Source organism: Rhizobium sp. BK049, from assembly GCF_014193135.1.
Taxonomy (GTDB): Bacteria; Pseudomonadota; Alphaproteobacteria; order Rhizobiales; family Rhizobiaceae; genus Rhizobium.
Genome location: NZ_JACHYV010000003.1, coordinates 159,090 through 178,913 on the forward strand (window position 1 = coordinate 159,090; position 19,824 = coordinate 178,913).

General features: G+C 61.1%; 23 protein-coding genes. 11 read left to right on the forward strand and 12 right to left on the reverse strand.

Features of this window, described 5'->3' with window-relative positions; all coding sequences use genetic code 11:
* Positions 1-64 precede the first annotated feature (64 nt).
* The 4 genes from FHT70_RS04345 (at position 65) to FHT70_RS04360 (ending at position 2,498) form a co-directional block, all read left to right on the forward strand.
* Positions 65-1,390 carry a TonB family protein gene (locus FHT70_RS04345; protein WP_183699162.1) on the forward strand — a complete coding sequence of 442 codons (1,326 nt, stop codon included), beginning with the start codon at positions 65-67 and terminating at the stop codon, positions 1,388-1,390.
* A gap of 107 nt (positions 1,391-1,497) precedes the next feature.
* Positions 1,498-1,905 carry a DUF2325 domain-containing protein gene (locus FHT70_RS04350; RefSeq protein WP_085779150.1) on the forward strand — a complete coding sequence of 136 codons (408 nt, stop codon included), beginning with the start codon at positions 1,498-1,500 and terminating at the stop codon, positions 1,903-1,905.
* On the forward strand, positions 1,902-2,174 hold the full coding sequence (locus FHT70_RS04355; protein WP_183699164.1) for a hypothetical protein: 273 nt from the start codon (positions 1,902-1,904) through the stop codon (positions 2,172-2,174). Before FHT70_RS04350 ends, FHT70_RS04355 begins: the two co-directional genes overlap by 4 nt.
* A 9-nt stretch (positions 2,175-2,183) precedes the next feature.
* The gene (locus tag FHT70_RS04360; RefSeq protein ID WP_183699166.1) at positions 2,184-2,498 is read left to right on the forward strand and encodes an antibiotic biosynthesis monooxygenase; all 315 of its coding nucleotides are present in this window, start codon (positions 2,184-2,186) and stop codon (positions 2,496-2,498) included.
* A gap of 263 nt (positions 2,499-2,761) precedes the next feature.
* Here the strand turns inward: FHT70_RS04360 and FHT70_RS04365 are convergent, their stop codons facing one another.
* Both FHT70_RS04365 and FHT70_RS04370 read right to left on the reverse strand, forming a co-directional pair.
* Complete coding sequence (locus tag FHT70_RS04365; protein ID WP_085779147.1) at positions 2,762-3,133, reverse strand: DUF423 domain-containing protein; 372 nt, start codon at positions 3,131-3,133, stop codon at positions 2,762-2,764.
* 2 nt (positions 3,134-3,135) lie between these two features.
* The gene (locus FHT70_RS04370; RefSeq protein ID WP_183699168.1) at positions 3,136-3,525 is read right to left on the reverse strand and encodes a group II truncated hemoglobin; all 390 of its coding nucleotides are present in this window, start codon (positions 3,523-3,525) and stop codon (positions 3,136-3,138) included.
* Between the two features lie 164 nt (positions 3,526-3,689).
* Between FHT70_RS04370 and FHT70_RS04375 the strand changes: the two genes are divergently transcribed.
* The 4 genes from FHT70_RS04375 to FHT70_RS04390 all read left to right on the forward strand — a co-directional run bounded on the left by FHT70_RS04375 (position 3,690) and on the right by FHT70_RS04390 (position 6,647).
* The gene (locus tag FHT70_RS04375; protein ID WP_183699170.1) at positions 3,690-4,253 is read left to right on the forward strand and encodes a TetR/AcrR family transcriptional regulator; all 564 of its coding nucleotides are present in this window, start codon (positions 3,690-3,692) and stop codon (positions 4,251-4,253) included.
* A gap of 19 nt (positions 4,254-4,272) precedes the next feature.
* Positions 4,273-4,614 (forward strand): SMR family transporter, encoded by a 342-nt coding sequence (locus FHT70_RS04380; RefSeq protein WP_064804454.1) that lies wholly within the window; start codon positions 4,273-4,275, stop codon positions 4,612-4,614.
* A 194-nt stretch (positions 4,615-4,808) separates the two neighbouring features.
* On the forward strand, positions 4,809-5,594 hold the full coding sequence (locus tag FHT70_RS04385; RefSeq protein ID WP_183699172.1) for a ThuA domain-containing protein: 786 nt from the start codon (positions 4,809-4,811) through the stop codon (positions 5,592-5,594).
* A 9-nt stretch (positions 5,595-5,603) separates the two neighbouring features.
* Complete coding sequence (locus tag FHT70_RS04390; RefSeq protein WP_183699174.1) at positions 5,604-6,647, forward strand: Gfo/Idh/MocA family oxidoreductase; 1,044 nt, start codon at positions 5,604-5,606, stop codon at positions 6,645-6,647.
* A gap of 147 nt (positions 6,648-6,794) precedes the next feature.
* On the opposite strand, the gene FHT70_RS04395 is transcribed toward FHT70_RS04390, so the two are convergent.
* The 6 genes from FHT70_RS04395 to FHT70_RS04420 all read right to left on the reverse strand — a co-directional run bounded on the left by FHT70_RS04395 (position 6,795) and on the right by FHT70_RS04420 (position 13,016).
* Positions 6,795-7,190, reverse strand: coding sequence for a DUF1236 domain-containing protein (locus FHT70_RS04395; RefSeq protein ID WP_064705948.1), 396 nt, complete (start codon positions 7,188-7,190; stop codon positions 6,795-6,797).
* A gap of 131 nt (positions 7,191-7,321) precedes the next feature.
* Entirely contained in the window at positions 7,322-8,434 is a 1,113-nt protein-coding gene (locus FHT70_RS04400; RefSeq protein WP_183699176.1) for an ABC transporter permease, read from the reverse strand.
* Between the two features lies 1 nt (position 8,435).
* Positions 8,436-9,563 (reverse strand): ABC transporter permease, encoded by a 1,128-nt coding sequence (locus FHT70_RS04405; RefSeq protein ID WP_183699178.1) that lies wholly within the window; start codon positions 9,561-9,563, stop codon positions 8,436-8,438.
* Positions 9,560-11,305 carry an ATP-binding cassette domain-containing protein gene (locus tag FHT70_RS04410; protein ID WP_183699180.1) on the reverse strand — a complete coding sequence of 582 codons (1,746 nt, stop codon included), beginning with the start codon at positions 11,303-11,305 and terminating at the stop codon, positions 9,560-9,562. Before FHT70_RS04410 ends, FHT70_RS04405 begins: the two co-directional genes overlap by 4 nt.
* Positions 11,302-12,315, reverse strand: coding sequence for a secretion protein HlyD (gene hlyD, locus FHT70_RS04415; RefSeq protein ID WP_183699181.1), 1,014 nt, complete (start codon positions 12,313-12,315; stop codon positions 11,302-11,304). The genes FHT70_RS04410 and hlyD overlap by 4 nt, the downstream gene beginning before the upstream one ends.
* A complete protein-coding gene (locus tag FHT70_RS04420; protein ID WP_183699183.1) occupies positions 12,312-13,016 on the reverse strand; it encodes a CerR family C-terminal domain-containing protein in 705 nt (234 codons plus the stop codon). The genes hlyD and FHT70_RS04420 overlap by 4 nt, the downstream gene beginning before the upstream one ends.
* Positions 13,017-13,192: 176 nt before the next feature.
* Here FHT70_RS04420 and FHT70_RS04425 point away from each other — a divergent pair, with 176 nt between their 5' ends.
* Positions 13,193-13,513: a hypothetical protein gene (locus tag FHT70_RS04425; protein WP_183699410.1), complete on the forward strand. Its 321-nt coding sequence runs from the start codon at positions 13,193-13,195 to the stop codon at positions 13,511-13,513.
* Positions 13,514-13,753: 240 nt separating this feature from the next.
* Positions 13,754-14,068 (forward strand): hypothetical protein, encoded by a 315-nt coding sequence (locus FHT70_RS04430; RefSeq protein WP_183699185.1) that lies wholly within the window; start codon positions 13,754-13,756, stop codon positions 14,066-14,068.
* Between the two features lie 17 nt (positions 14,069-14,085).
* Here FHT70_RS04430 and FHT70_RS04435 read toward each other — a convergent pair whose 3' ends face one another.
* Complete coding sequence (locus FHT70_RS04435; protein ID WP_183699187.1) at positions 14,086-15,102, reverse strand: NAD-dependent epimerase/dehydratase family protein; 1,017 nt, start codon at positions 15,100-15,102, stop codon at positions 14,086-14,088.
* 258 nt (positions 15,103-15,360) lie between these two features.
* On the opposite strand from FHT70_RS04435, the gene FHT70_RS04440 reads away from it, so the two are divergent.
* A complete protein-coding gene (locus tag FHT70_RS04440; protein ID WP_183699189.1) occupies positions 15,361-16,317 on the forward strand; it encodes an endonuclease/exonuclease/phosphatase family protein in 957 nt (318 codons plus the stop codon).
* 24 nt (positions 16,318-16,341) lie between these two features.
* Here FHT70_RS04440 and FHT70_RS04445 read toward each other — a convergent pair whose 3' ends face one another.
* The 3 genes from FHT70_RS04445 to FHT70_RS04455 all read right to left on the reverse strand — a co-directional run bounded on the left by FHT70_RS04445 (position 16,342) and on the right by FHT70_RS04455 (position 19,674).
* Positions 16,342-16,647 (reverse strand): hypothetical protein, encoded by a 306-nt coding sequence (locus tag FHT70_RS04445; RefSeq protein ID WP_097597120.1) that lies wholly within the window; start codon positions 16,645-16,647, stop codon positions 16,342-16,344.
* A 134-nt stretch (positions 16,648-16,781) separates the two neighbouring features.
* The gene (locus FHT70_RS04450) at positions 16,782-18,209 is read right to left on the reverse strand and encodes a mannose-1-phosphate guanylyltransferase/mannose-6-phosphate isomerase (RefSeq protein WP_183699191.1); all 1,428 of its coding nucleotides are present in this window, start codon (positions 18,207-18,209) and stop codon (positions 16,782-16,784) included.
* Positions 18,210-18,249: 40 nt separating this feature from the next.
* Positions 18,250-19,674, reverse strand: a complete 1,425-nt coding sequence (locus FHT70_RS04455) for a phosphomannomutase (RefSeq protein WP_097597118.1) — start codon at positions 19,672-19,674, stop codon at positions 18,250-18,252.
* Positions 19,675-19,824: the final 150 nt, after the last annotated feature.

The window sequence follows — 19,824 nt, forward strand, 5'->3', positions numbered from 1 at the left end:
GCTCAAGAATACGCCGGGGGATGAACCCCGGCGGACATGTTCCAGGCTGTCCGAGGCGTAAACAATGGCGATTTCAGCGAAGTCCAGATCGAGACACGTGCTCATCGGAGAGGCGGACGCCGGCGACAGCCTGAACGACAATACGCCTGGCGTGCATCCCGGCCACGAGCTTCCGGAACTGCGCAACGCGCAGCGCCAGCCGGCCGGCGAAACGGTGATCCACTACACGCGTTTCGCGCAGATCTCCTCCTTTCCCGACCATCCGGAAACCGCGCCGGCAGCTCCGACTCCCGCGCCTCCGATGGATGCGGCGGTGGAGAAGCAGGAAGACGAGAAGACGCCGGTGCGGCGGCGGGTGGCGGTGAGTTGTGCTGGCTCATTCTTTTTCCATGCTGCGTTGGCAGCCACGCTGCTTATTGTGGTGCCTGCGCCCTCGGATGAGACGCTGATGGAGGCGGGCGAGGCGATCAGCGTGGTCATGCTCGGCAGTTCCGACGCCGATCAGAGCGCAGCCGGCGACACCGAGGTGACCATACAGGAAGAAGTGGTCCCAGAGGCCGTTGAACCCGAGACGGTTAAGCCAGTCGAAACGGCGGAAGTACAGCCGGAGGTCGTTCAACCGGAAACCGTTGAGCCGGTTGACGCAGAGCCGGTCGAGGTCGTCCAGCCTCTACAGGACGTTACGCGTCAGTCAGCAGAGGCGGTTGCGACTGCAGAACCGGAGGTTCTCGTTTCGGAAACGCCTGCCGAGACGTCCGTCGCGCAGCCGATGTCGACGGTGGTGCCGGAGCAGCCGGTGATTTCTAGCGAACCGCCAATGGCAGCCGCAATGCAATCCCAACCTGAAGAGATCAAGCCTGTGGAGGTGGCTCCTGTTTCTCCCGAACCGGAGCCGCCGACAGAAGTGGTTGCTCCGCAGCCGAAGCCGAAGCTGGAGAAGCCTGTAGAAAAGAAGGTGGTGGAAAGAAAACAGCCGCCGAAGAAAGCACAGGGTTCGGAGGGCGATGCCAAGCAGGAGGCGCGCAGGGGCGCTGCAGATGGACAGGCAGACGCCAATTCCACTGATAGTTCGCGCACATCCGGTGGCAGGAACGGGGCGGGAGGTGCGTCGGAAGCCAACTATAAAGGCAAACTTGTTGCGCGGTTGTTCCGTTGCGTCGACCGGATGGAGTCTCGCTATCGCACGGCTCCCGCCACCTTAACCGTTCGCATTACCGTCAATCGCAGCGGCGACATCACAGCATCGAGTGTTATGCGTGGCTCGAGGCTCCCTGAGGTTGATAGCGCCGCTCTTGCCAGGGTGGCCTCCTGCAACCTGCCGGCCATGCCCGATTCGATCGCCGCATCCTCGCGAACCTACACGTTCCCCGTCCAGGTCAATCCGCGATAATATGACTAGAATCATCAACTTTATACTTTACTGCAAAAATCAAGTTTAATAAGGTCCGTTCGCACACGCAGGAATCGTGTGACGATCAACGAGCGAACGGGTGGCATATGGCTCGCAAGGGCAAGAAGGGATCGAACCGGGAGGTCCGCGACAGTGCGGGCGAGGAGGCCGGCCAGGCATCCAACGGACGAACCAAACTGGATGGCCGCAGTTTCCTTTATGTCGGCGGGCGCGACTGCCAAGTGGCGCATCTGCGCCAGATCGCCAGCAATTTCGGCGCCGAACTCATTCATCACGATGGCGGCCTGCGCGAGGCGGTTTCGCGCATCGACACCTTGCTTCCCTCTGTTGATTGCGTGTTCTGCCCCATCGACTGTATCAGCCATGATGCCTGCCTGCGCGTGAAGACCGGCTGCAAGAAGTTCAGCAAGGCCTTCATCCCGCTTCGAAACGGCAGCAAGTCCAGCCTGGAACGTGCGCTGCAGACGATGAACGAACGAGACAATTCCCGATGAACGACAAGCGCCCCGACGGCTTCACCATGATCGGCCTGCACAAGCTCGCCGCGCAGAGCGGTGGCGGCCTCGTGCCCGAGCTTTACGAGCTTTTTCAGCAGTATGCCGAACGCCGGCAGATCTACCAGAATGTGACGCTGTTCCCGACCTGGGAGGCGCGAATGCCTGGGGAAGCGGCGACAAGACCGCTTGGCGCGGCGGCGTCAAACGGCAATAATATTCTCGCCTTTCCCTCACCTGCTGTAAGGGCCGCCAGGAGGAAGGCGTAAGGAGATTTCATGTATATCGCAATGAATCGCTTCAAGGTGGTAACCGGAACCGAGGGCGATTTCGAGACGGTCTGGCGCAATCGCGATTCCAGCCTGGCTGAGGTGCCCGGTTTCGTCGAATTCCGCCTGCTGCGAGGCAAGGTCAATGAAGAAGAGGGGTATACGCTCTATTCCTCGCACACGGTCTGGAAGAGCGAAGAGGATTTTCAGAACTGGACGAAGTCCGAGAATTTTCGCGCGGCGCACCGCAATGCCGGAGACCGCAGGGCGATGTATAAGGGTCCGCCGGTTTTTGAGGGTTTTAATGTGGTCGACGGGATTTGATGGCAGTTTTTGCGGGTGGAAGGCGAGGCGTTCCCCACGCTCATTCCTGTGCACGTCACAGGAATCCAGCCACGGCGCGTCTGGTCCCGTGAATGACCCCTAGGGCCTGAAGAGAGTCTCCCGCGCCCAAGGACTTGGGCGCGCTGGATCCCTGTGACGAGCACAGGGAAGAGAGGGCAGCGGACTCCCATCAGCCGCTCAATTTGCGGATGGATACTCTGATGCAACGTACCCTCTAGACAAGCGGCCGAGTTTTCCAAGCCCTAAAATCGCACGCGAAAGACAGCACCTGCCGCCACAGCCAGCCAGCCGAGCATCATCGCCCAGCCGCCGGTCGGCGCGGCGTAGGGGAAGAGGCCGGAGCCGGAGAAGCGGAGCGTAACAAGATCGCCGGCAAAGAGCAGGGTTCCCACGATCATCAGAAAACCGGCCAGCCAGGCGGTTTTGAGCTTGGCGGTGCCGAGGGCTAAGGCGAGCAGGGCAGGGGCGTGTGCAAGGCACATGGCGGAGGCGGATGCCGCAAGATTGGCCTCACCGCCGCCATGGGCGGCAAGCGCGGCGAGCGCCACGCCGGCCACGCCGAACAAACCGGCGAAGAGATAGAGCACCGGCTCGATGCGCGCGTTGAGGCTCATGACTATTCCTTGTTCTGCATATGATGGGCAAGGCGCTCGACCGGCGCCCAGATGACATCGCGCAGCGCCTGACTTGCGATCGTCTCGTCGAGCGCGCGGCGGAAGCAGAGCAGCCATTCGTCCCGTTCGATAGGCCCGATTTCGGCAACGAAATGGCGGCTGCGCAGGCGCGGATGGCCGCGCTTGTCTGTATAGAGCGGCGGGCCGCCGAGATAGCCCGTCATATATTCGTAGAATTTCTCTTCGCTGCCTTCGAGACTCGGCGGGTGTAAGGCACGCACGTTTTTTGCCTCCGGCAGCGTATCCATCAGCGCATAGAAGCGGTGCGTCAGCGCCCGTACGGCGGCATTGCCGCCGATCGCTTCGTATAGAGTGGTGACCTTCTCCGCCACGAAACCATCCCCGATATCATTCCATTCCCCGATCCTTCATGCACCTGATGGAAAACGACCGCAACTGTCATCAAGGTGCCGCGGCATTTCGCGCATAATGCCTGGGGCAGGGGTTTGCAGCGATTATCCTTGACAAAACCGTCTGGACGGTATCTTTCTCACTTATGTCAAACGCTCATCATCGCAAGAAACAGCCGGCTCTCGTGCGCCAGGAATTGCTGGAGGTCGCAGCGCGCCTTACCGCAAGCGAAGGCATGGCGGCCGTGACACTCGATGCGGTCTCCGCCGCCTCCAGCGTCAGCAAGGGCGGATTGCTGCATCACTTCCCGACGAAGAATGCGCTGCTCGACGCGCTGTTCGAGAGCCTGCTCGAAAGGTTCGATGCGGATATCGAGGAACTGATGCGTGGCGATCCCGTGCCGCAGGGACGCTTCACCCGGGCCTATCTCAGGGCGGTGTCCGGTCTCAAGGATCGTCCCGACGATTCCAGGAGCTGGACGCAGGTGACGATCGCGCTTCTCGCCGAACCCAGGCTGCGCCTTCGCTGGCGCCAATGGGTGCAGGCGCGGGCTGAGGAATATGTCGGCACCGACTCCTCGCTCGATACTCAGATCGTGCGGTTCGCCGCCGATGGGCTGTGGTTTGCCGACACGTTGGAGAGTCATGACATCAGCAGTGCCCTGAGGCGGAATCTCATCAGCCGTCTTGTCGAGCTCACGGGAAAGTAATCCGAAAAAGGAATTCGTCATGAGCCAGGCCGCCATCTACGGGCTGCTCTTTGCAGCCATTGTGCTCGAAGTCATCGGCACTACGGCGCTGCAATTGTCGCAGCAGTTTACCCGCATCGGGCCGACGGCGCTTGTCGTCGCCTGTTATGCGGCGGCCTTCTATTGCCTGTCCTTGACGCTGAAGAGCATTCCCGTCGGCATCGCCTATGCGATTTGGAGCGCTTTGGGAATCGTGCTGATTTCGTCGGTCGGTCTGATATTCTTCAAGCAGCGCCTCGACCTGCCGGCCATTGTCGGCCTCGGGCTGATCATATCGGGCGTCATCGTCGTCAATCTGTTCTCGAAATCCGTTTCTCATTGATTTCATTGCTACATATCAGAAGGTCCTCCGCAGTCTCAGGAGAGAAATTTTCCCCTTTGTCAAACTTCTGACAAAGCGCTATGTGTTGCTCGGACGTTATGGAGATCGAGGCGCACCCAGCGCCTTTTTCCAAAGCGCTTTGAATTCTGCCTTTCCCGCCTAAACGATCCTTCCAGCTTCCAGAGGAGCACAGCATGGCCATACGCACCGTCGTCTGGGGTGAAAACATTCACGAGAATACCAATGCGATCGTCCGGGGCATCTATCCGGAAGGCATGCATACGACCATCGCCAATGCGCTGAATACCGACCCCGGCATCTCGGCGACGACGGCGACGCTGCAGGAGCCGGAGCACGGCTTAAGCGAAGCCCGGCTTGCCGGAACCGATGTCTTGACCTGGTGGGGCCACAAGGATCACGGCGCGGTGTCAGACGTCGTCGTCGAGCGCGTCGCCAAACGCGTCTGGGAAGGCATGGGCCTTCTCGTGCTGCATTCCGGCCATTTCTCGAAGATCTTCAAGCGGCTGATGGGAACACCCTGCGCGCTGAAATGGCGCGAGGCGGGTGAGCGCGAGCGGTTGTGGACGATCAACCCGCGCCATCCGATCGCCGCCGGCATCGGCGAGCATTTCGAGCTTGAGAACGAGGAAATGTATGGCGAGCAGTTCTCGGTGCCGGAGCCGCTCGAAACCGTGTTCATCTCCTGGTTCCAGGGCGGGGAAGTGTTCCGCTCGGGCCTGACCTGGCGCCGCGGCGCCGGCAACATCTTCTATTTCCGCCCCGGCCATGAGACCTATCCGACCTATCACGACGCCACCGTCCAGAAGGTGCTGATCAACGGCGTCAAGTGGGCCTACAACCCCGAAGGCGCGTTGACTGGCATTGCCGACGCTCCAAATGTGCCGGTGGAAAAGGCATTGGAGCCGATCGTCGAACGCGGCCCGAAACTGCACCAGGCCGGCGAAGCCGGTTACCGCTGAGGAGCATCCATGCGACTACTCGTTCTTGGCACGGGCGTAATGGCGAAAAGCCAGCTCACCCACTTCAGCAAAATCGACGGGGTGACGGTGGTTGGCGCCGTCGACACCGATCCCGACCGGCTTTCCGCCTTTGCCGACAAGTTCAATATCGAAAAGCGGTTTCATTCGTTGGATGAGGCGATCGCCTGGGGCGAGTTCGATGCGGCGACGAACATCACGCCCGATCGCATCCATCACCCGACCACCATGGCGCTGATTGGGGCCGGCAAACATGTGCTCTGCGAGAAGCCGCTGGCGGAAAACTATCCTAAGGCGCTGGAGATGACGGAAGCGGCCGAAAAGGCCGGTGTCATCAACATGGTGAACCTCACCTATCGCAACGTTGCGCCGCTGCAGCGTGCCCGCGAGATGGTGCTATCAGGCGAACTCGGCACGATCAAGCATGTGGAGGCCTCCTATCTCCAGAGCTGGCTCGTCTCGCGCGCCTGGGGCGACTGGCGCACCGAATCGACCTGGCTGTGGCGGCTTTCCACCGGCCACGGCTCGAACGGGGTGCTCGGCGACGTCGGCATCCACATCCTCGATTTCGCTGCTTACGGCGCTGCGACCGACATCGACCACGTCTTTGCCCGGCTGAAAACCTTCAACAAGGCGCCGGGCGGCCAGATCGGCGAGTATATGCTCGACGCGAATGACAGCTTTACCATGGCCGTCGATTTCGCCAACGGCGCGCTCGGCGTCATCCATGCCAGCCGCTGGGCGACGGGCCATCTGAATGAGCTTAAGCTGCGCATCTATGGCGAAAAAGGCAGCCTTGAAGTCATCAATCGCCCGGCTGGGTCCGAGTTGCGCGGCTGCCTCGGAGAGGATGCCGAGACCGCCAGCTGGAAGGAGATCGAAGCGCCGCCGGTGCCAACCAACTACCAGCGCTTCGCCGAGGCGGTGGCAAGCGGCATCCAGCCCGACCCGAACTTCCGCCACGCCGCCAACCTGCAGAAGGTTCTCGATCTCGCCATGGTGACGGAGCGCGAGCGGCGCGAGCTGAAAGTCTGATCTCCGCTTGGGATATGGAAGCGCCGTTCAGACGGCGGTTTGCCGTGCTATCGCGCCGATTGATTGTTGGTGCAAACGTAGAAAAAAGACCCCGCCGAAGCGGGGCCGGAGGTAGTCGAGCCGCAGCAGGCGGTCTCGATCGCTTGATTATTCGATGACCTGCACGACTCTATGGGTGCGGGGTTCAACGATCACACGACGATCGTTGACGACCGTATAGGCGTATTTAGGGTTGTCGGGCACCGGAGTGACGACGACATCCGCCGGAAGCGGCTTGCCGACGACGATCGGCTGTTCAACGACCACGCGGGAGGTCGGGGCCGGCTGCTGCTCGACATAGGTGACGACCTCGCGCGGCGGCGGGTCAATAGCGGCACCGGCGACACCGCCGGCGATGCCGCCTACGGCGGCACCCACAGGACCACCGACGATCGCGCCGGTGATGGCGCCACCAGCTGCACCGGTGACTGCTCCGTCAGCCAGAGCATTGGTGGCAAGCGACGACAGCGCAAGGGCGCCGGAGACAAGTATGATCTTGTACATTTTGCTTCTCCTTTGCTGGGGTTGCACTCGACTAACGACGTCGCCAAATCGAGGTTCCCCCAGCAAAGAGTCACGCTTTGGAAGGCCGGTTTACATTCTGTGAGGCGGCCGCTGCATGTGTGGGACTGGGATTATTCCAGGCGCCGGCGGAAGAGCCAGGCAGCGGCGCTGAGCGTCACTGTAGCGATCAGCGCCAGTGGGAGGGTCTGGTTCACCACCTCGCTCAAAGGGATATCCTTGAGGAAAACGCCTTTGACGATCACCAGGAAATAGCGCAGCGGATTGACGTAGGTTATCGGCTGCAGCCAGCCCGGCATGTTTTCGATCGGGGTCGCGAAGCCCGAGAGCAGCATGGCCGGGACCATGAACAGAAAGGCGCCGAGGATCGCCTGCTGCTGCGTCATCGACAGCGCCGAGATGAAAAGACCGAGGCCGGCGACAGAACCGAGATAGAAGATCGCGCTGCCGTAAAGCAGGAAGAGCGAGCCGCGCAGCGGCACCTCGAAGAGGAAGACGGCGGCGAGGATATAGACGGTGATGTGGAAGAGGCCGATCATCATCGGCGGGATCAGCTTGCCGATCAGGATCTCGTGCAGGCGCAACGGCGAGACCATCAGCTGATCGAAGGTGCCGAGCTCGCGCTCGCGGGCGATCGACAGTGCCGTGACGATCAGACCGATCAGGAGCGCGATGCTGGCGATCAGGTTCGGCACCATGAACCATTGATAGGTGAGGTTCGGGTTAAACCAGTTGCGCGGCACGGATGAGACGATGCTGGCCCCGGCGCGTTTGCCGGCCGGCGTCTCGGCAGCAAGCGCCGCACCGATCTGCGAGAGGTAGCCCGCGACGATCTGCGAGGCGTTGGAGCGGCGGCCGTCGAGCACCACCTGCAGGTCGGTCGGCGTTCCTGCTTCGATATTGCGGGAGAAATCCGGACCGATTTCGATCGCGGCGATGACCGTCTGATTGTCTATCGCCACCTGGACCTCAGCCTGTTCGGCGGCAATCGCGATATTGCGGAAGGTCGGCGAGCCATCGATACGCTCGATCAGCTCCTGGCCCCAATGGCCGCTGTCGCGGTTGAGGATCATGACGTCGACGTTGCGCACTTCGAGCGTCGCCGCATAGGAGAAGACGAGGAGCTGGACGACCGGCGGGCCGATCAGGATGGCGCGTCCCTTGGGGTCGCGCAGCACGGCGAGCAATTCCTTGACGATGAGGGCGTAGAGCCTTGTCCATCCCATCTCAGCCGATCCTCTTTCTGGTGCTGCGTGCGGCCAGGACGAACATGATGCCGCCGATCAGCAGCATGACCGAGATTGCCTGTCCGAACATCGGCCAGATGTCGCCAGCGAGAAACACCGTCTGCAGGCTGGGGATCAGGTAGCGGGCCGGCACGATGAAGGTGATCCACTGGATGATCCTCGGCATAGAATTGATCTCGAACAGGAAGCCCGAGAGCAGGAAGGCCGGCAGGAAGGCGGAGATCAGCGCCAGCTGCGAGGCAAGAAACTGGTTCTTGGTTGCCGTCGAGATCAACAGGCCTTGCCCCAGCGCCGGGATCAGGAAGGCGGCCGACAGGGCATAAAGGCCAGCGACCGAGCCGCGGAACGGCACGCCGAAGAGAAAGACCGCAAGCAGAACGCAGAGCGTCATCGACGTCAAGCCGAGCAGAAAATAAGGCAGGATCTTGCCGGCAAGCAGCTCGACGGCCGTCACCGGGGTCGCCATCATTGCTTCCATCGTCCCGCGCTCCCATTCGCGGGCGACGACGAGTGAGGTCAGGAGCGTGCCGACCAGCGTCATGACGATGGCGATCGAGCCCGGCACGAGGAAATTGCGGCTGGTCAGCTCCGGATTGAACCAGAAGCGCTGCTCGACTGTGATGGCGGGACTGTGGGAGGCGACGTCCGCCTGCCTCTGCTGTTCCCAGTTGGCAACGGCGCCCTGCGCATAGTTCTGGACGAAGTTCGCCGTGTTCGGATCGGAGCCGTCGACAATCACTTGGACCTGCGGGCGGTTGCCGGCGGTATAACGGGTGGTGAAATCGGCCGGGATGACGACGATGCCGCGCACCTTTCCGATCACGAGATCTTCTTCGAACAGGCGGCGGTCACGGCCGATCGCCACGTCGAAATAGCGCGAGGCCCGGAAGCTGGCCGCGAGGTCCTGCGTCAGCGGCGTCATCTCCTCGGTCACGAGGGCTATGCGGGTACGCGTTGTATCGAGCGAGACGCCGTAGCCGAAGAGGAAGAGCAGGATCAGCGGCAGTACGAAGGCGATGAGGATGCTGCTCGGGTCGCGGATCGCCTGGAAGCTTTCCTTGCGCACCAGAGCTGCAAGACGCCGGAGCCGGCCGGAGGAAATGCTCATGCTGCATCCTCCGCTTCCGATTGCTGCACCAGCGCGATGAAGGCGTCCTCCATCGTCGGGTCCGGCGCATCCTTTGTCGCGACACGTGCCTTCAGCTCATCGGGAGAACCGAGTGCGATCGAACGGCCGCGGTAGATCAGCGAAATGCGGTCGCAATATTCCGCCTCGTCCATGAAATGGGTGGTGACGAGCACGGTGACCCCCTTTTCGACCAGGCCATTGATATGCGTCCAAAACTCGCGGCGAGTGATCGGATCGACGCCGGAGGTCGGTTCATCGAGGAAGAGGGCGCGCGGTTCGTGCATGACGGCGCAGGCAAGTGCCAGGCGCTGCTTGAGCCCGAGCGGCAGATCCTTGGCGGCTTCGCGGGCATGGCGGCCGAAATCGAAAATGTCGGCCATCAGCTCTATGCGCTCGCGCCTGCGCTGGCCGCGAAGGCCATAGACGCCTGCGAAGAATTCCAGGTTCTGCATGACTGTAAGATCGCCGTAGAGAGAGAATTTCTGCGCCATATAGCCGAGCTGGTTGCGAGCTTCGGCGGCATCGCGACGGAGATCGAAACCGGCGACGCGGCCTTCGCCGCCGGTCGGCTTCAACAGGCCGCAGAGCATCTTGAAGGTGGTGGACTTGCCGGCGCCGTTCGGACCGAGCAGGCCGAAGATCTCGCCGCGGCGGATATCGAAGCTGATGTCGTCGGCGGCGGTGAAATCGCCGAAGCGCTTGGTCAGGCCCCTGGCCTCGATCACCGGCCGGTCACCCTCGGCTGTCAGCGGCTCTTGCGCTTCGGCAAGCCGGGAGCGGCCGCCGGGGCCGCCGCCGAGCATATCGACGAAGGCGTCCTCGAAACTCGGTTGGGCGGGGGAAAGCGATGCGCCGTCGCCGGCCTTGCCGATATCGGGGGTCTTGCCGCTGGCCGCGACGAGGCGGATCGCCTCGCCCTGAATCACCCCGTCGATGACGCCATCGGCCTCCAGGAGTTCGGCGAGAACCTGCCGACGGCGGCCGGTGACATCGGAGACCCGGAAGACGCGGTCGCTGACGCGCTCGGTCATTTCATCCGGTTTTCCCGAGAAGAGCAGTTTTCCCTGGTTCAAGAGCAGCACGTGGTCGCAGGCTTCGGCCTCGTCGAGATAGGCGGTCGACCAGACCACACCTATGCCTTCCCTAGTCAGGTTCTCGACCATCTTCCAGAGGTCGCGGCGCGAGATCGGGTCGACGCCGACGCCCGGTTCGTCGAGCAGCAGCAGGCGCGGCTTTTTCAGAAGCGCGCAGGCAAGGCCGAGCTTCTGTTTCATGCCGCCGGAGAGCTTTCCGGCGAGCCTGCCGGTGAAGCGTTTAAGGTCGGTGAAGGTCAGCAGCTCGTCGAAGGCGCCGGTGCGTTCGCTTTTCGGCAGGCCGCGCAAATCGGCATAGAGGTCGAGGTTTTCCTGCACCGAGAGATCCTCATAAAGACCGAAGCGCTGCGGCATGTAGCCGATCGCCGTCTGAATGCCGGCGGCGTCCTTTCTGGTGTCGAAGCCCAGCACTTCCATCGTTCCGGTGTCGGGCAGCATCAGGCCGGTCATCAGCCGGATCAGCGTCGTCTTGCCGGCGCCGTCGGGACCAACGAGGCCGGTGATCGCGCCGCCGCCGATGACGCCGGAGACGGCGTTAAGGGCTGCAGGTGCATCGCCGAAGCGTTTGGTGACGCCGTCGATCCGAACGAGCGGCCTGGCGTCCCGACCGGGTTCTGGGGCAGTCATTGTCCGCCTGTCGGCGGCGCGGACAGCCGCACGGTGACCGGCATGCCCTGCCGCAGGTCGGGGCCGGGCCTGTCGATGACGATCCTCAGGCGATAGACGAGATCGCTCCTCAGTTCAGGCGTCTCCACCGACTTCGGCGTGAATTCGGCGACCGGCGAGATGAAGCCGATGGTGCCCTCATAGGGTCTATCCGGCTGGGTATCGGAGGTGACGGATACTTTCATGCCGGGGTGGACGCGGCCGAGATCGGGTTCGGCGACATAGCTGCGCACCCAGACCGGCTCAGTCAGGGAGAGCACGAAGACGGTATCGGCCGGCGATACGATCGCGCCGTTCTCCCGCACCCGCGAGAGGATGACGCCGTCGTTCGGAGCGCGCAGTTCGGTGTCTGCGAGCGAGGTTCGGGCTGAGGCGAGTGTGGCCTCGGCGGCCTTCAGCTGGGCGTCGGCGGCGGCGATGTCCTCGACGCGCGAGCCTTCCTGCAGCAGCTTCAGCGCCTCGCTGGCGGATTGCGAGCGGGCGGCGGCCATAGCCTTTGCGGCGGTCGCCTGGTCGAGGTTCGCTTCGGAAATCGTGCCCTGCGGGCGAAGCTGGCGGGCGCGGTCGTAAGCGAGGTTGGCATTCTGCAGATCCGCCAGGCTTTCGTCGTAGGCAGCTCGCGCCTGAGCTATCTCGGTCGGCCGCGGGCCAGCCTTCAGCTTGTCGAGCGTCGCGCGAAGGGCCGCGGCATTGGCCTCGCCGGAGCGGACTGCGAATTCGTAGGGTGCGGCGTCGAGCTTCGCCAAAACCGTTCCGCACTTGACGACATCACCCTCGTCGACCCCGAGTTCGGAAATACGGCCGCTGACGCGAAAGCCGAGCGAGACCTGACGGATATCGACATTGCCGTAAAGGACGAATTCACGCCGGGCCTCGGACAGCCAGCCGAATTTTTCGGGCAGGCCGTACCACCAGGCGGCGGCGCCCGCCGAAACGAGAAGAAGGATGAGGAGGGGAAGGATGCGTTTCATGCCGTACCTCCTTTCGGTGGCCCGATGACGTCGGCCAGTTCGGCGGCAAGGCCCCGCAAGATCTCCACCTGCTCCGGCCCGAATGTGTCCCATTCCATCTGGGCGAGCACGGAGGCATGGGCAAAGCGGAAGATGAGAATGCTGCCGACGAGATTGAAGGTGCGCAGGCGCACATGTTCGGACGCCGGATCCTCGCCAAGAATGGCGCCGACCAGGCGCCGGCCCATTTCGATCATTGGTCGCATGATGGCCTGATAGACCCGCTTGAAAGCCTCAGTCGGCTCCATCTGCTCGCGGATCAGGAAACGGGCCCAGGGTTCGGATTCCTTGGCGACGAAAAGCGTCACCATGGTCTGGAGAACTTCAGTCAGGAAAAGGCGGGCGTCGGCTTCGCCGAGCGGCTCGCCGGCCGCGTCGAGCGCCATCAGATGTGCTCCGATGCGCGCCCTCATGCCGCTGACATGCGCGTCGATCTGCATCATCAGATGTTCGGCGGTTGCGATGTAGAGGCCTTCCTTGCTTCCGAAATAATAGGGGATCGCCTGCAGGTTGACGCCGGCGGCTTCGGTCAGCTGGCGCGTCGAGGCGCCGTCGAAGCCGTAGCGCCCGAAGACATCGAGAGCAGCGGTCAGCATCTTCTGGCGCGCGATCTCGGCGCGGGCGGAGGCCGGGGGATTTGGAGTGTCACTGTTCTGGGTCATGACGGATTCATAACACCGAAGTTGCAGTAAGTCAATCGAATGATATATTCTAGATGGCGAACCGCTTTGGACGCGGAAAAGGACACGTTGTGTCCTCTCAGAGGTCGGGATGGCGGCTAAAGCGGTTCAGCGTCACGGAAGCCCAGAACCGCTCTAACCTTTTGGATTTGTGCCGGATGGAAACCGCTTCGCACTTTTTTGGAATTGCTTTAACGTGGGAAGCACCATTGACGCCACTGATGTGTCCGGCGCCGACCGCGGCGGAACGAAGAGCCGTTGTTTTTCTCGTTATGCGCTCATTTTTTGACACAAAACTGCCTTGCTCCTTCCCTATCGCCAATGCGATGCGTATCCAAATCTATATTATCGCGCTCCTGCTCAGCGCCATCATGTGGTCGATCTCGTTCGATGCGGCGCGAGAATCCTATCATGCCGCGCAGAGCGCGGGCCTGATGCCGAACCTGCATATCTACAAGAAGCTGGATCGCATCCTCTAAGCCGCGATTCGCGTCCGGGCATCGCTTCCAGCCGCGGTGTGGCTGGTTTCGTCAGGCATGTCGATGTCCTTCCGTATAGAAAGTCAAATTTCCTAAAATTTGACCGATGCGCTTAAAAGCCCTGCAAATACTGAGGTGTAGAGTGTTCTCATGAAGGCGGCCGAAGCGTGGACAGACGCATCGACCGCTTGGATCAGGGCGAGACGAAAGCCCTGCGATCCGAAAACGGGGACTTTAGACATGCAGAAAACTCTTGCCACCATCGTCTTGACCTCGAGCATCATTGCGGCTGCCGGGCCGGCCCTCGCCGTCGGGCCCGCCGGTCTTGCCCAAGACCTGATGTATACGTCTGCCATCGGCCGTTCGCCCGAGATTCCGCTGACGACACGTGTGGGTTTCGTGCGGCCGAGCGTTCCCTTCGTTCTACGCAGCCCGGCTGCTATCGAAGGCGAGGGCTATCGGCTCAAGGCCTATTCGAAGAGCCTAAGTTTTGCCATCGACTATGTGTTTGCAAAGACTATCGGCACCGTGGAAGCGCTCGCGTTTCTGCGCTAAGTCGCGAGGATGTCGGATTAAGCGTCCAGTTCGCGACGAACGTCGAGATACCATTCGACGAAGGCTTTGACGCCGACATCTAGCGTTGTGCCCGGCTTGTAGCCCGTCAGCGCGACGAGCAGATCAGGGGCGGCGAAGGTGCGCGGCACGTCGCCCTTCTGCATGGCCAGCATCTTGCGGATGGCAGGACGGCCGAGCGCCTTTTCCACCGTTTCGACAAAATCCATCAGACTGACCGGCTGGCCGCCGCCGATATTTACGACGCGGAAAGGCGCCTGTCGCGAGAGCGTTTCGATGCTCGCGTCGGCCAAACGATTCTCTTCGCGCGGAGCAATGGCCGAGAGCCGGACGATCGCTTCGATGAGATCGTCTATATAAGTGAAGTCACGGCTCATATTGCCTTCGCCGTAGATCTCGATCGGCTGGTCTTCGAGCATGTTCTTGGCGAATTTGAACAGCGCCATATCGGGCCGGCCCCATGGGCCATAGACGGTGAAGAAACGGAAGGCCGTCGTCGGAATCTTGTGGAGATGGGCATAGCTGTGTGCCATCAGCTCCATCGATTTCTTCGTCGCGGCATAGATGGTCAGCGGTTCGTCGGCACGGTCGGTTTCGCGGAAGGGGACAGTCGCGTTGGCGCCATAGATCGATGACGTCGAGGCCAGCATCAGATGGCGGACTTCAACCCGCCGGGCGATTTCCATGATGTTCCAGGAGCCTTCGACATTCGAATGTATATAGGCTTCGGGATTTTCCAGGCTGTAGCGAACTCCGGCTTGCGCGGCGAGATGGATCAGGATGTCAGGCGCGGCCGCGGAGACTGCCGCTTCCAGCGCCGGCCGGTCCTCAAGCATTGATATGACAGGCCGGAAGGCAGGAAACTGAGAGAGTGCGGCGTGGCGCATCTCTTTGAGCTTGACGTTGTAATAAGGAGTGAGGCCGTCGAAGCCTGTCACCTCATGCCCTTCCTGCAACAGGCGCCTAGCCAGATGAAAACCGATAAAGCCGGCAGTACCTGTAATGAAGTAGCGCATTCCCACCTTTTCTCGGCTCCCTGCCGACGGCAAAAGCCGATTCCGTAAAATGGCACCCACTTACAGGATAAAAAGAGGCCGAGTCGATAGGCCATTGAAAGATAGCACCTGACGCGGCGCTGCTGTCGTCGTTTCCGGACGTTATGCTGCATTGCACCATAACGGCTTGCATGTTATGGGCGGCGGTCGTCTTGAGCATGATGCCGAAATGGTTGAGCGGTTTCGGGCGACATCCTGTTCAGGCGAGACCAGGGATTGATGAGAAACATAGTTTATTGGATTCTCTCTGCGTTTCTGACCCTCGCCATTGCGGTCGTGTCGCTGCGCTATCTCACGAATTTCTGGCTGCTCTCCTTCATCTACAGTTTTCAGATCCATCTCGGCCTCACATTCGCCGCCGCCAGCCTCGTCATCCTGGTTGTCAGAAGACATGCTTACGGCTTTGCCCTTCTGCTTGTCTCGCTGCTCCTCACGGCGCACGGCGTTATCATGCTCCGTGAATTCGCCGGGGACGACTGGGGAACGGGAACGGCGCCGCTTTTCCGTCTGATGTCGTTCAACGTTGCGATCGATAACTGGAAAAATTCGACCGCCATCGCGGATATGGTGATCGCTTCGAATGCCGATGTCGTCAATCTGCTCGAAGCCAAGCCGCTGACGTTCCATCTGCAGCGATTGTTCAAGGTCTATCCGTATCATATCGGTTGCGACAACGGCAAAGACAGCTGCGATACGCTGGTGCTGTCGAAACGCCCGTTCGTGACCCGCCAGGTCGCGAGCATCGGCAGTTTGCGGAAAGACAGGCTGGTCGCAGCGAGCGTCGATTTTGGCGGGCATACCGTCAATCTCGTCTCGGCCCATCTCACCAAACCCTATTTCGACGATTACCAGATAGAAGAGCTGGACGATCTCAGCAAAGCGCTTGATGCGATCTCAGGTCCGCTGGTGCTGTCCGGCGATTTCAATTCGTCGTCGATCGCTCCCAGCATTCAGGCTCTCCTGCGCAAGCAGAAGCTGAAGACTATGGCGCCCGAACCGGCGACATGGCCGATCTCCGCCGGTCGGTTCGGTATTGCCATCGATCACATATTCGCGCGCGCGCCGCTTCATCTGACGTCGTTGAAGCGCCTCGACGACAATCTCGGCTCCAACCATTCAGGGCTGATCGCCGAATTCGTTGTCGATAAGAGCGGCGAGACGGCGCCGGCACGATAACAGGCAAGATAAGCCGGGCTGAAATTAGAATCTGGTTCGGCCGCCCTTGCGGTCGATCATCTGAAAATTCTTGCCGTCAGTCTTCACGTTGACGCAGTCGGTCGACTTATCGGGAAACCGGACACAGACCTGGCCATTGTTGATCTTGTAGCCATTCTTGCTGCCCTCGCGATATTCATAGCCGTTGCTGCTTTCTTTCAGCTCCGACGTGCCGGGCAGATGCTGTCGGATTTCCGCCTCGCTTGCGGCGCGCATGTTCGCCGTTTGGGCAAAGGTCATTGCCGGCAGCAGGATTGAAAGAAATCCGGCGAGGGCGGGCAGGGTACGCATCAGAGGACATCTCCTGTCAGGTCTGTCGGCTCATTCATTCTACGAGAATCCCGGCAGAGAATTCAACAGGGATGGTGGGCATGCCGCAAGCGCCGGCGGGCTGACTTGGCCCGCCGGCCGTTCCGACGCTTGGCTTACGTTCTTCCGAATTCGTCGACGATGCGGATGATATCGTCCTCGCCGAGATAGGAGCCCGTCTGAACTTCGATGAGCTCGAGAACGATCTTGCCGGGATTGGCGAGACGATGGACTTCCCCGAGCGGGATATAGACGCTTTCGTTCTCACGCAGCATCTGCACATTGTCGCCGATCGTCACCTCGGCCGTCCCCTTGACGACGACCCAGTGCTCGGAGCGATGGTGGTGTTTTTGCAGCGAAAGCTTCTTGCCCGGCGTGACGAAGATGCGCTTCACCTGAAAGCGGTCGCCGTTGAAGATAGAGGTGTAGCCGCCCCACGGTCGGTAGGATGTCGGATGCGTTTCGGCAAATTTCGCCGTCGCCGAGGAGGAGGCCAGCATCTTGACCAATTGCCCGACGTTCTGGCTGTCCTTGAGCGGTCCGACATAGACGGCGTCTTCGCTGGCGATGACGGCGACATCCTCCATGCCTTGGACGGCAAGGTGCACGCCATGGGTCATGACCAGCGAGTTGTGGGTATTGACGACGGTCGTGTTTGCGGCGGCGACATTGCCGTTATCGTCGCGTTTGCCCGATTTCCAAACGGCATCCCAGCTTCCCATGTCCGACCACCGGAATGGTGAGGGGACGACCGCGGCCTTCGACGTCTTTTCCATGACCGCATAATCGATCGATATATCCGGGCTCTTGGCGAAATGGTCGGCATCGAGGCGGGTGAAGTCGAGATCGCGGCTTGCCTTGGAAACAGCCTTGCTTGAAGCCTTCAGCACCTCGGGCGCATATTCCTGCAGCTCGGCAAGAAGTTCCGTCACCGGGAACATGAAGATGCCCGAGTTCCAGTAGAAGCCGCCGTCGGCGAGCATCCGCTGGGCTTCATCCAATGCCGGCTTCTCGACGAAGCGGCTCACCTTGTGGGCGCCATTAACAAGCGCATCGCCGATCTCGATATAGCCATAGCCCGTCGCCGGCTCGGTCGGGTTGATGCCGAAGGTGACGAGCCTGCCGTCGGCCGCCGCCTCGCGAGCGATGCGGATACAGTCGAAATAGCTCTTGTCGGCGAGGATTTCATGATCCGAGGCGAGCATCTGGATGATCGTGTCCTTGCCGAAGAGCTCGGCGGCGAGCGTCGCGGCAGCGGCGACCGCTGCGGCGGTGTTGCGGGCAACGGGCTCGAGCAGCACGGCGGCGAGCGGAATGGCAAGTGCGCGGGCCTGCTCGGCGACCAGGAAGCGGAACTCCTCATTGGTGACGACGATCGGAGCTTCGTAGAGCTCGGGATCGGAAACGCGTTCGAGCGTTTCCTGAAACAGCGTCTTATTACCCACGAATTGGATGAATTGTTTCGGCGCGGTCGCACGGGAAAGCGGCCAGAGCCGCGTGCCTTTGCCGCCGGCCATGATCACGGGAACGATTTTCTGCGTCATAGGCGGGTTCCTTGAAATAGACGACCTTACTGGTTGCATGTCAGCGGGCGGCTGCCCAGCCTCTTATTCTGTTGAGACCGGCGTGCAGCAGGTCGAGAGCTGCAGGCTCGCTGCCGGCTTCCACGTAGCAGCGCATTTCCGGCGCATTGCCGGATGGGCGGAAATGGATGATCCGGCCGTCCGTCAGTGTCATCCGAAGCCCGTCAATATCGGATTTGGTCGCGACAGCGCCGATCGGCTGCAGGAAAGAACGGAGATTTTGATCCGAGGCGCGCAAGTGTTGCATCAGCGCGGCGCTCGTCTCCACCGGGAAATTCTCCAGACGATCGGCAGCGGCGAAGGGCAGCTTATAGGAGGTCGCAATGGCAGAGAGCGGCTGCCTGCGAGCGGCCGCAAGCGACAGGACTGCGAGCATGGGAATAAAACAATCGCGCGTCGGCAGGGCGCGGACGTTCTGCCCGTTGACATCGAAAGGGCTGGCGGTCAGCAAACCGCCATTGGCCTCAAAGCCCATGACCCGATCGTCGCCGGCCGCCACGGCCTCTTCCATGCCTGTTATGACGAAGGGAGAGCCGACACGGGTGCGCTTGACGGCGAAGGAGCCCGCGACCTCGATGCCGGAATTGGAGGTGACGGGCGTCACCACGATGCGAGCTCCCAAGAAATTGGCTGCTATAAGGCCGAGGAGGTCGCCGCGCAGTGGCGTGCCGGTTTCGTCGGCGACCAGCGGGCGGTCGCCGTCGCCATCGGTCGAGACGATTGTATCGAAGCTGTGATCGGAGACCCAGCGCTTCATCAGCGTGATGGTCTCCTCGGAAACGGCTTCTGTATCGACCGGAATGAAGCTATCCGAACGCCCGAGAACGGTGACCTCAGCGCCATAATGGGCAAGAACGTCGACCAGGAGATCACGGGCGACGGTGCTGTGCTGGTAGACGCCGATCTTCAGGCCGGACAACGCGCCTTGCGGAAGCAGGGCCGTATTGCGTTCGAAAAAGAGCTGTCGACAGATCGCCTCACGATCTTCCATCGCCGCTGGCGCCTGGATCACCGCTTCGCCGCTTTTCTCGATTTCGGCCGCCAAGGCGGTAATCGCAGCCTCGTCCGATTTGTCAATCTCGCCGTCCGGACGGTAGAACTTGATGCCGTTGCGGTCCGCCGGAATATGAGAGCCGGTTATCATCAGGCATGCGGCCTTGCTTTCAAGACCATAAAGAGCAAGGGCTGGCGTCGGGACATTGCCGCAGTCGAAAATGCGGAAGCCGAGCGCGGCAAGCGCGCCAGCGCAATTGCCCGAGATTTCGGGGCTCGAATCGCGAAAGTCGCGGCCGATCAAAATGACGTCGCCGGTCTGTGCCTTGCCGCTTTTCAGCAGATATTTGCCGAACGCCATCGCGTAGAGAGCCGAGGCGCGACCCTTGAGATCCACTGAAAGTCCGCGAAGGCCGCTCGTGCCGAATTTCATTTGAAGAGGTGTCTCCAGTTTACAATCAAGGTTCTACTCAGGCCGCCTGCCGGCGTAAATACCGAAGCCATCATATAGTTAAACACGAACGACGATGCCTCGGACAGCCTCTCGCAGTCTTCTCTCGCCGATCCTAAAGACGTAGGCCCA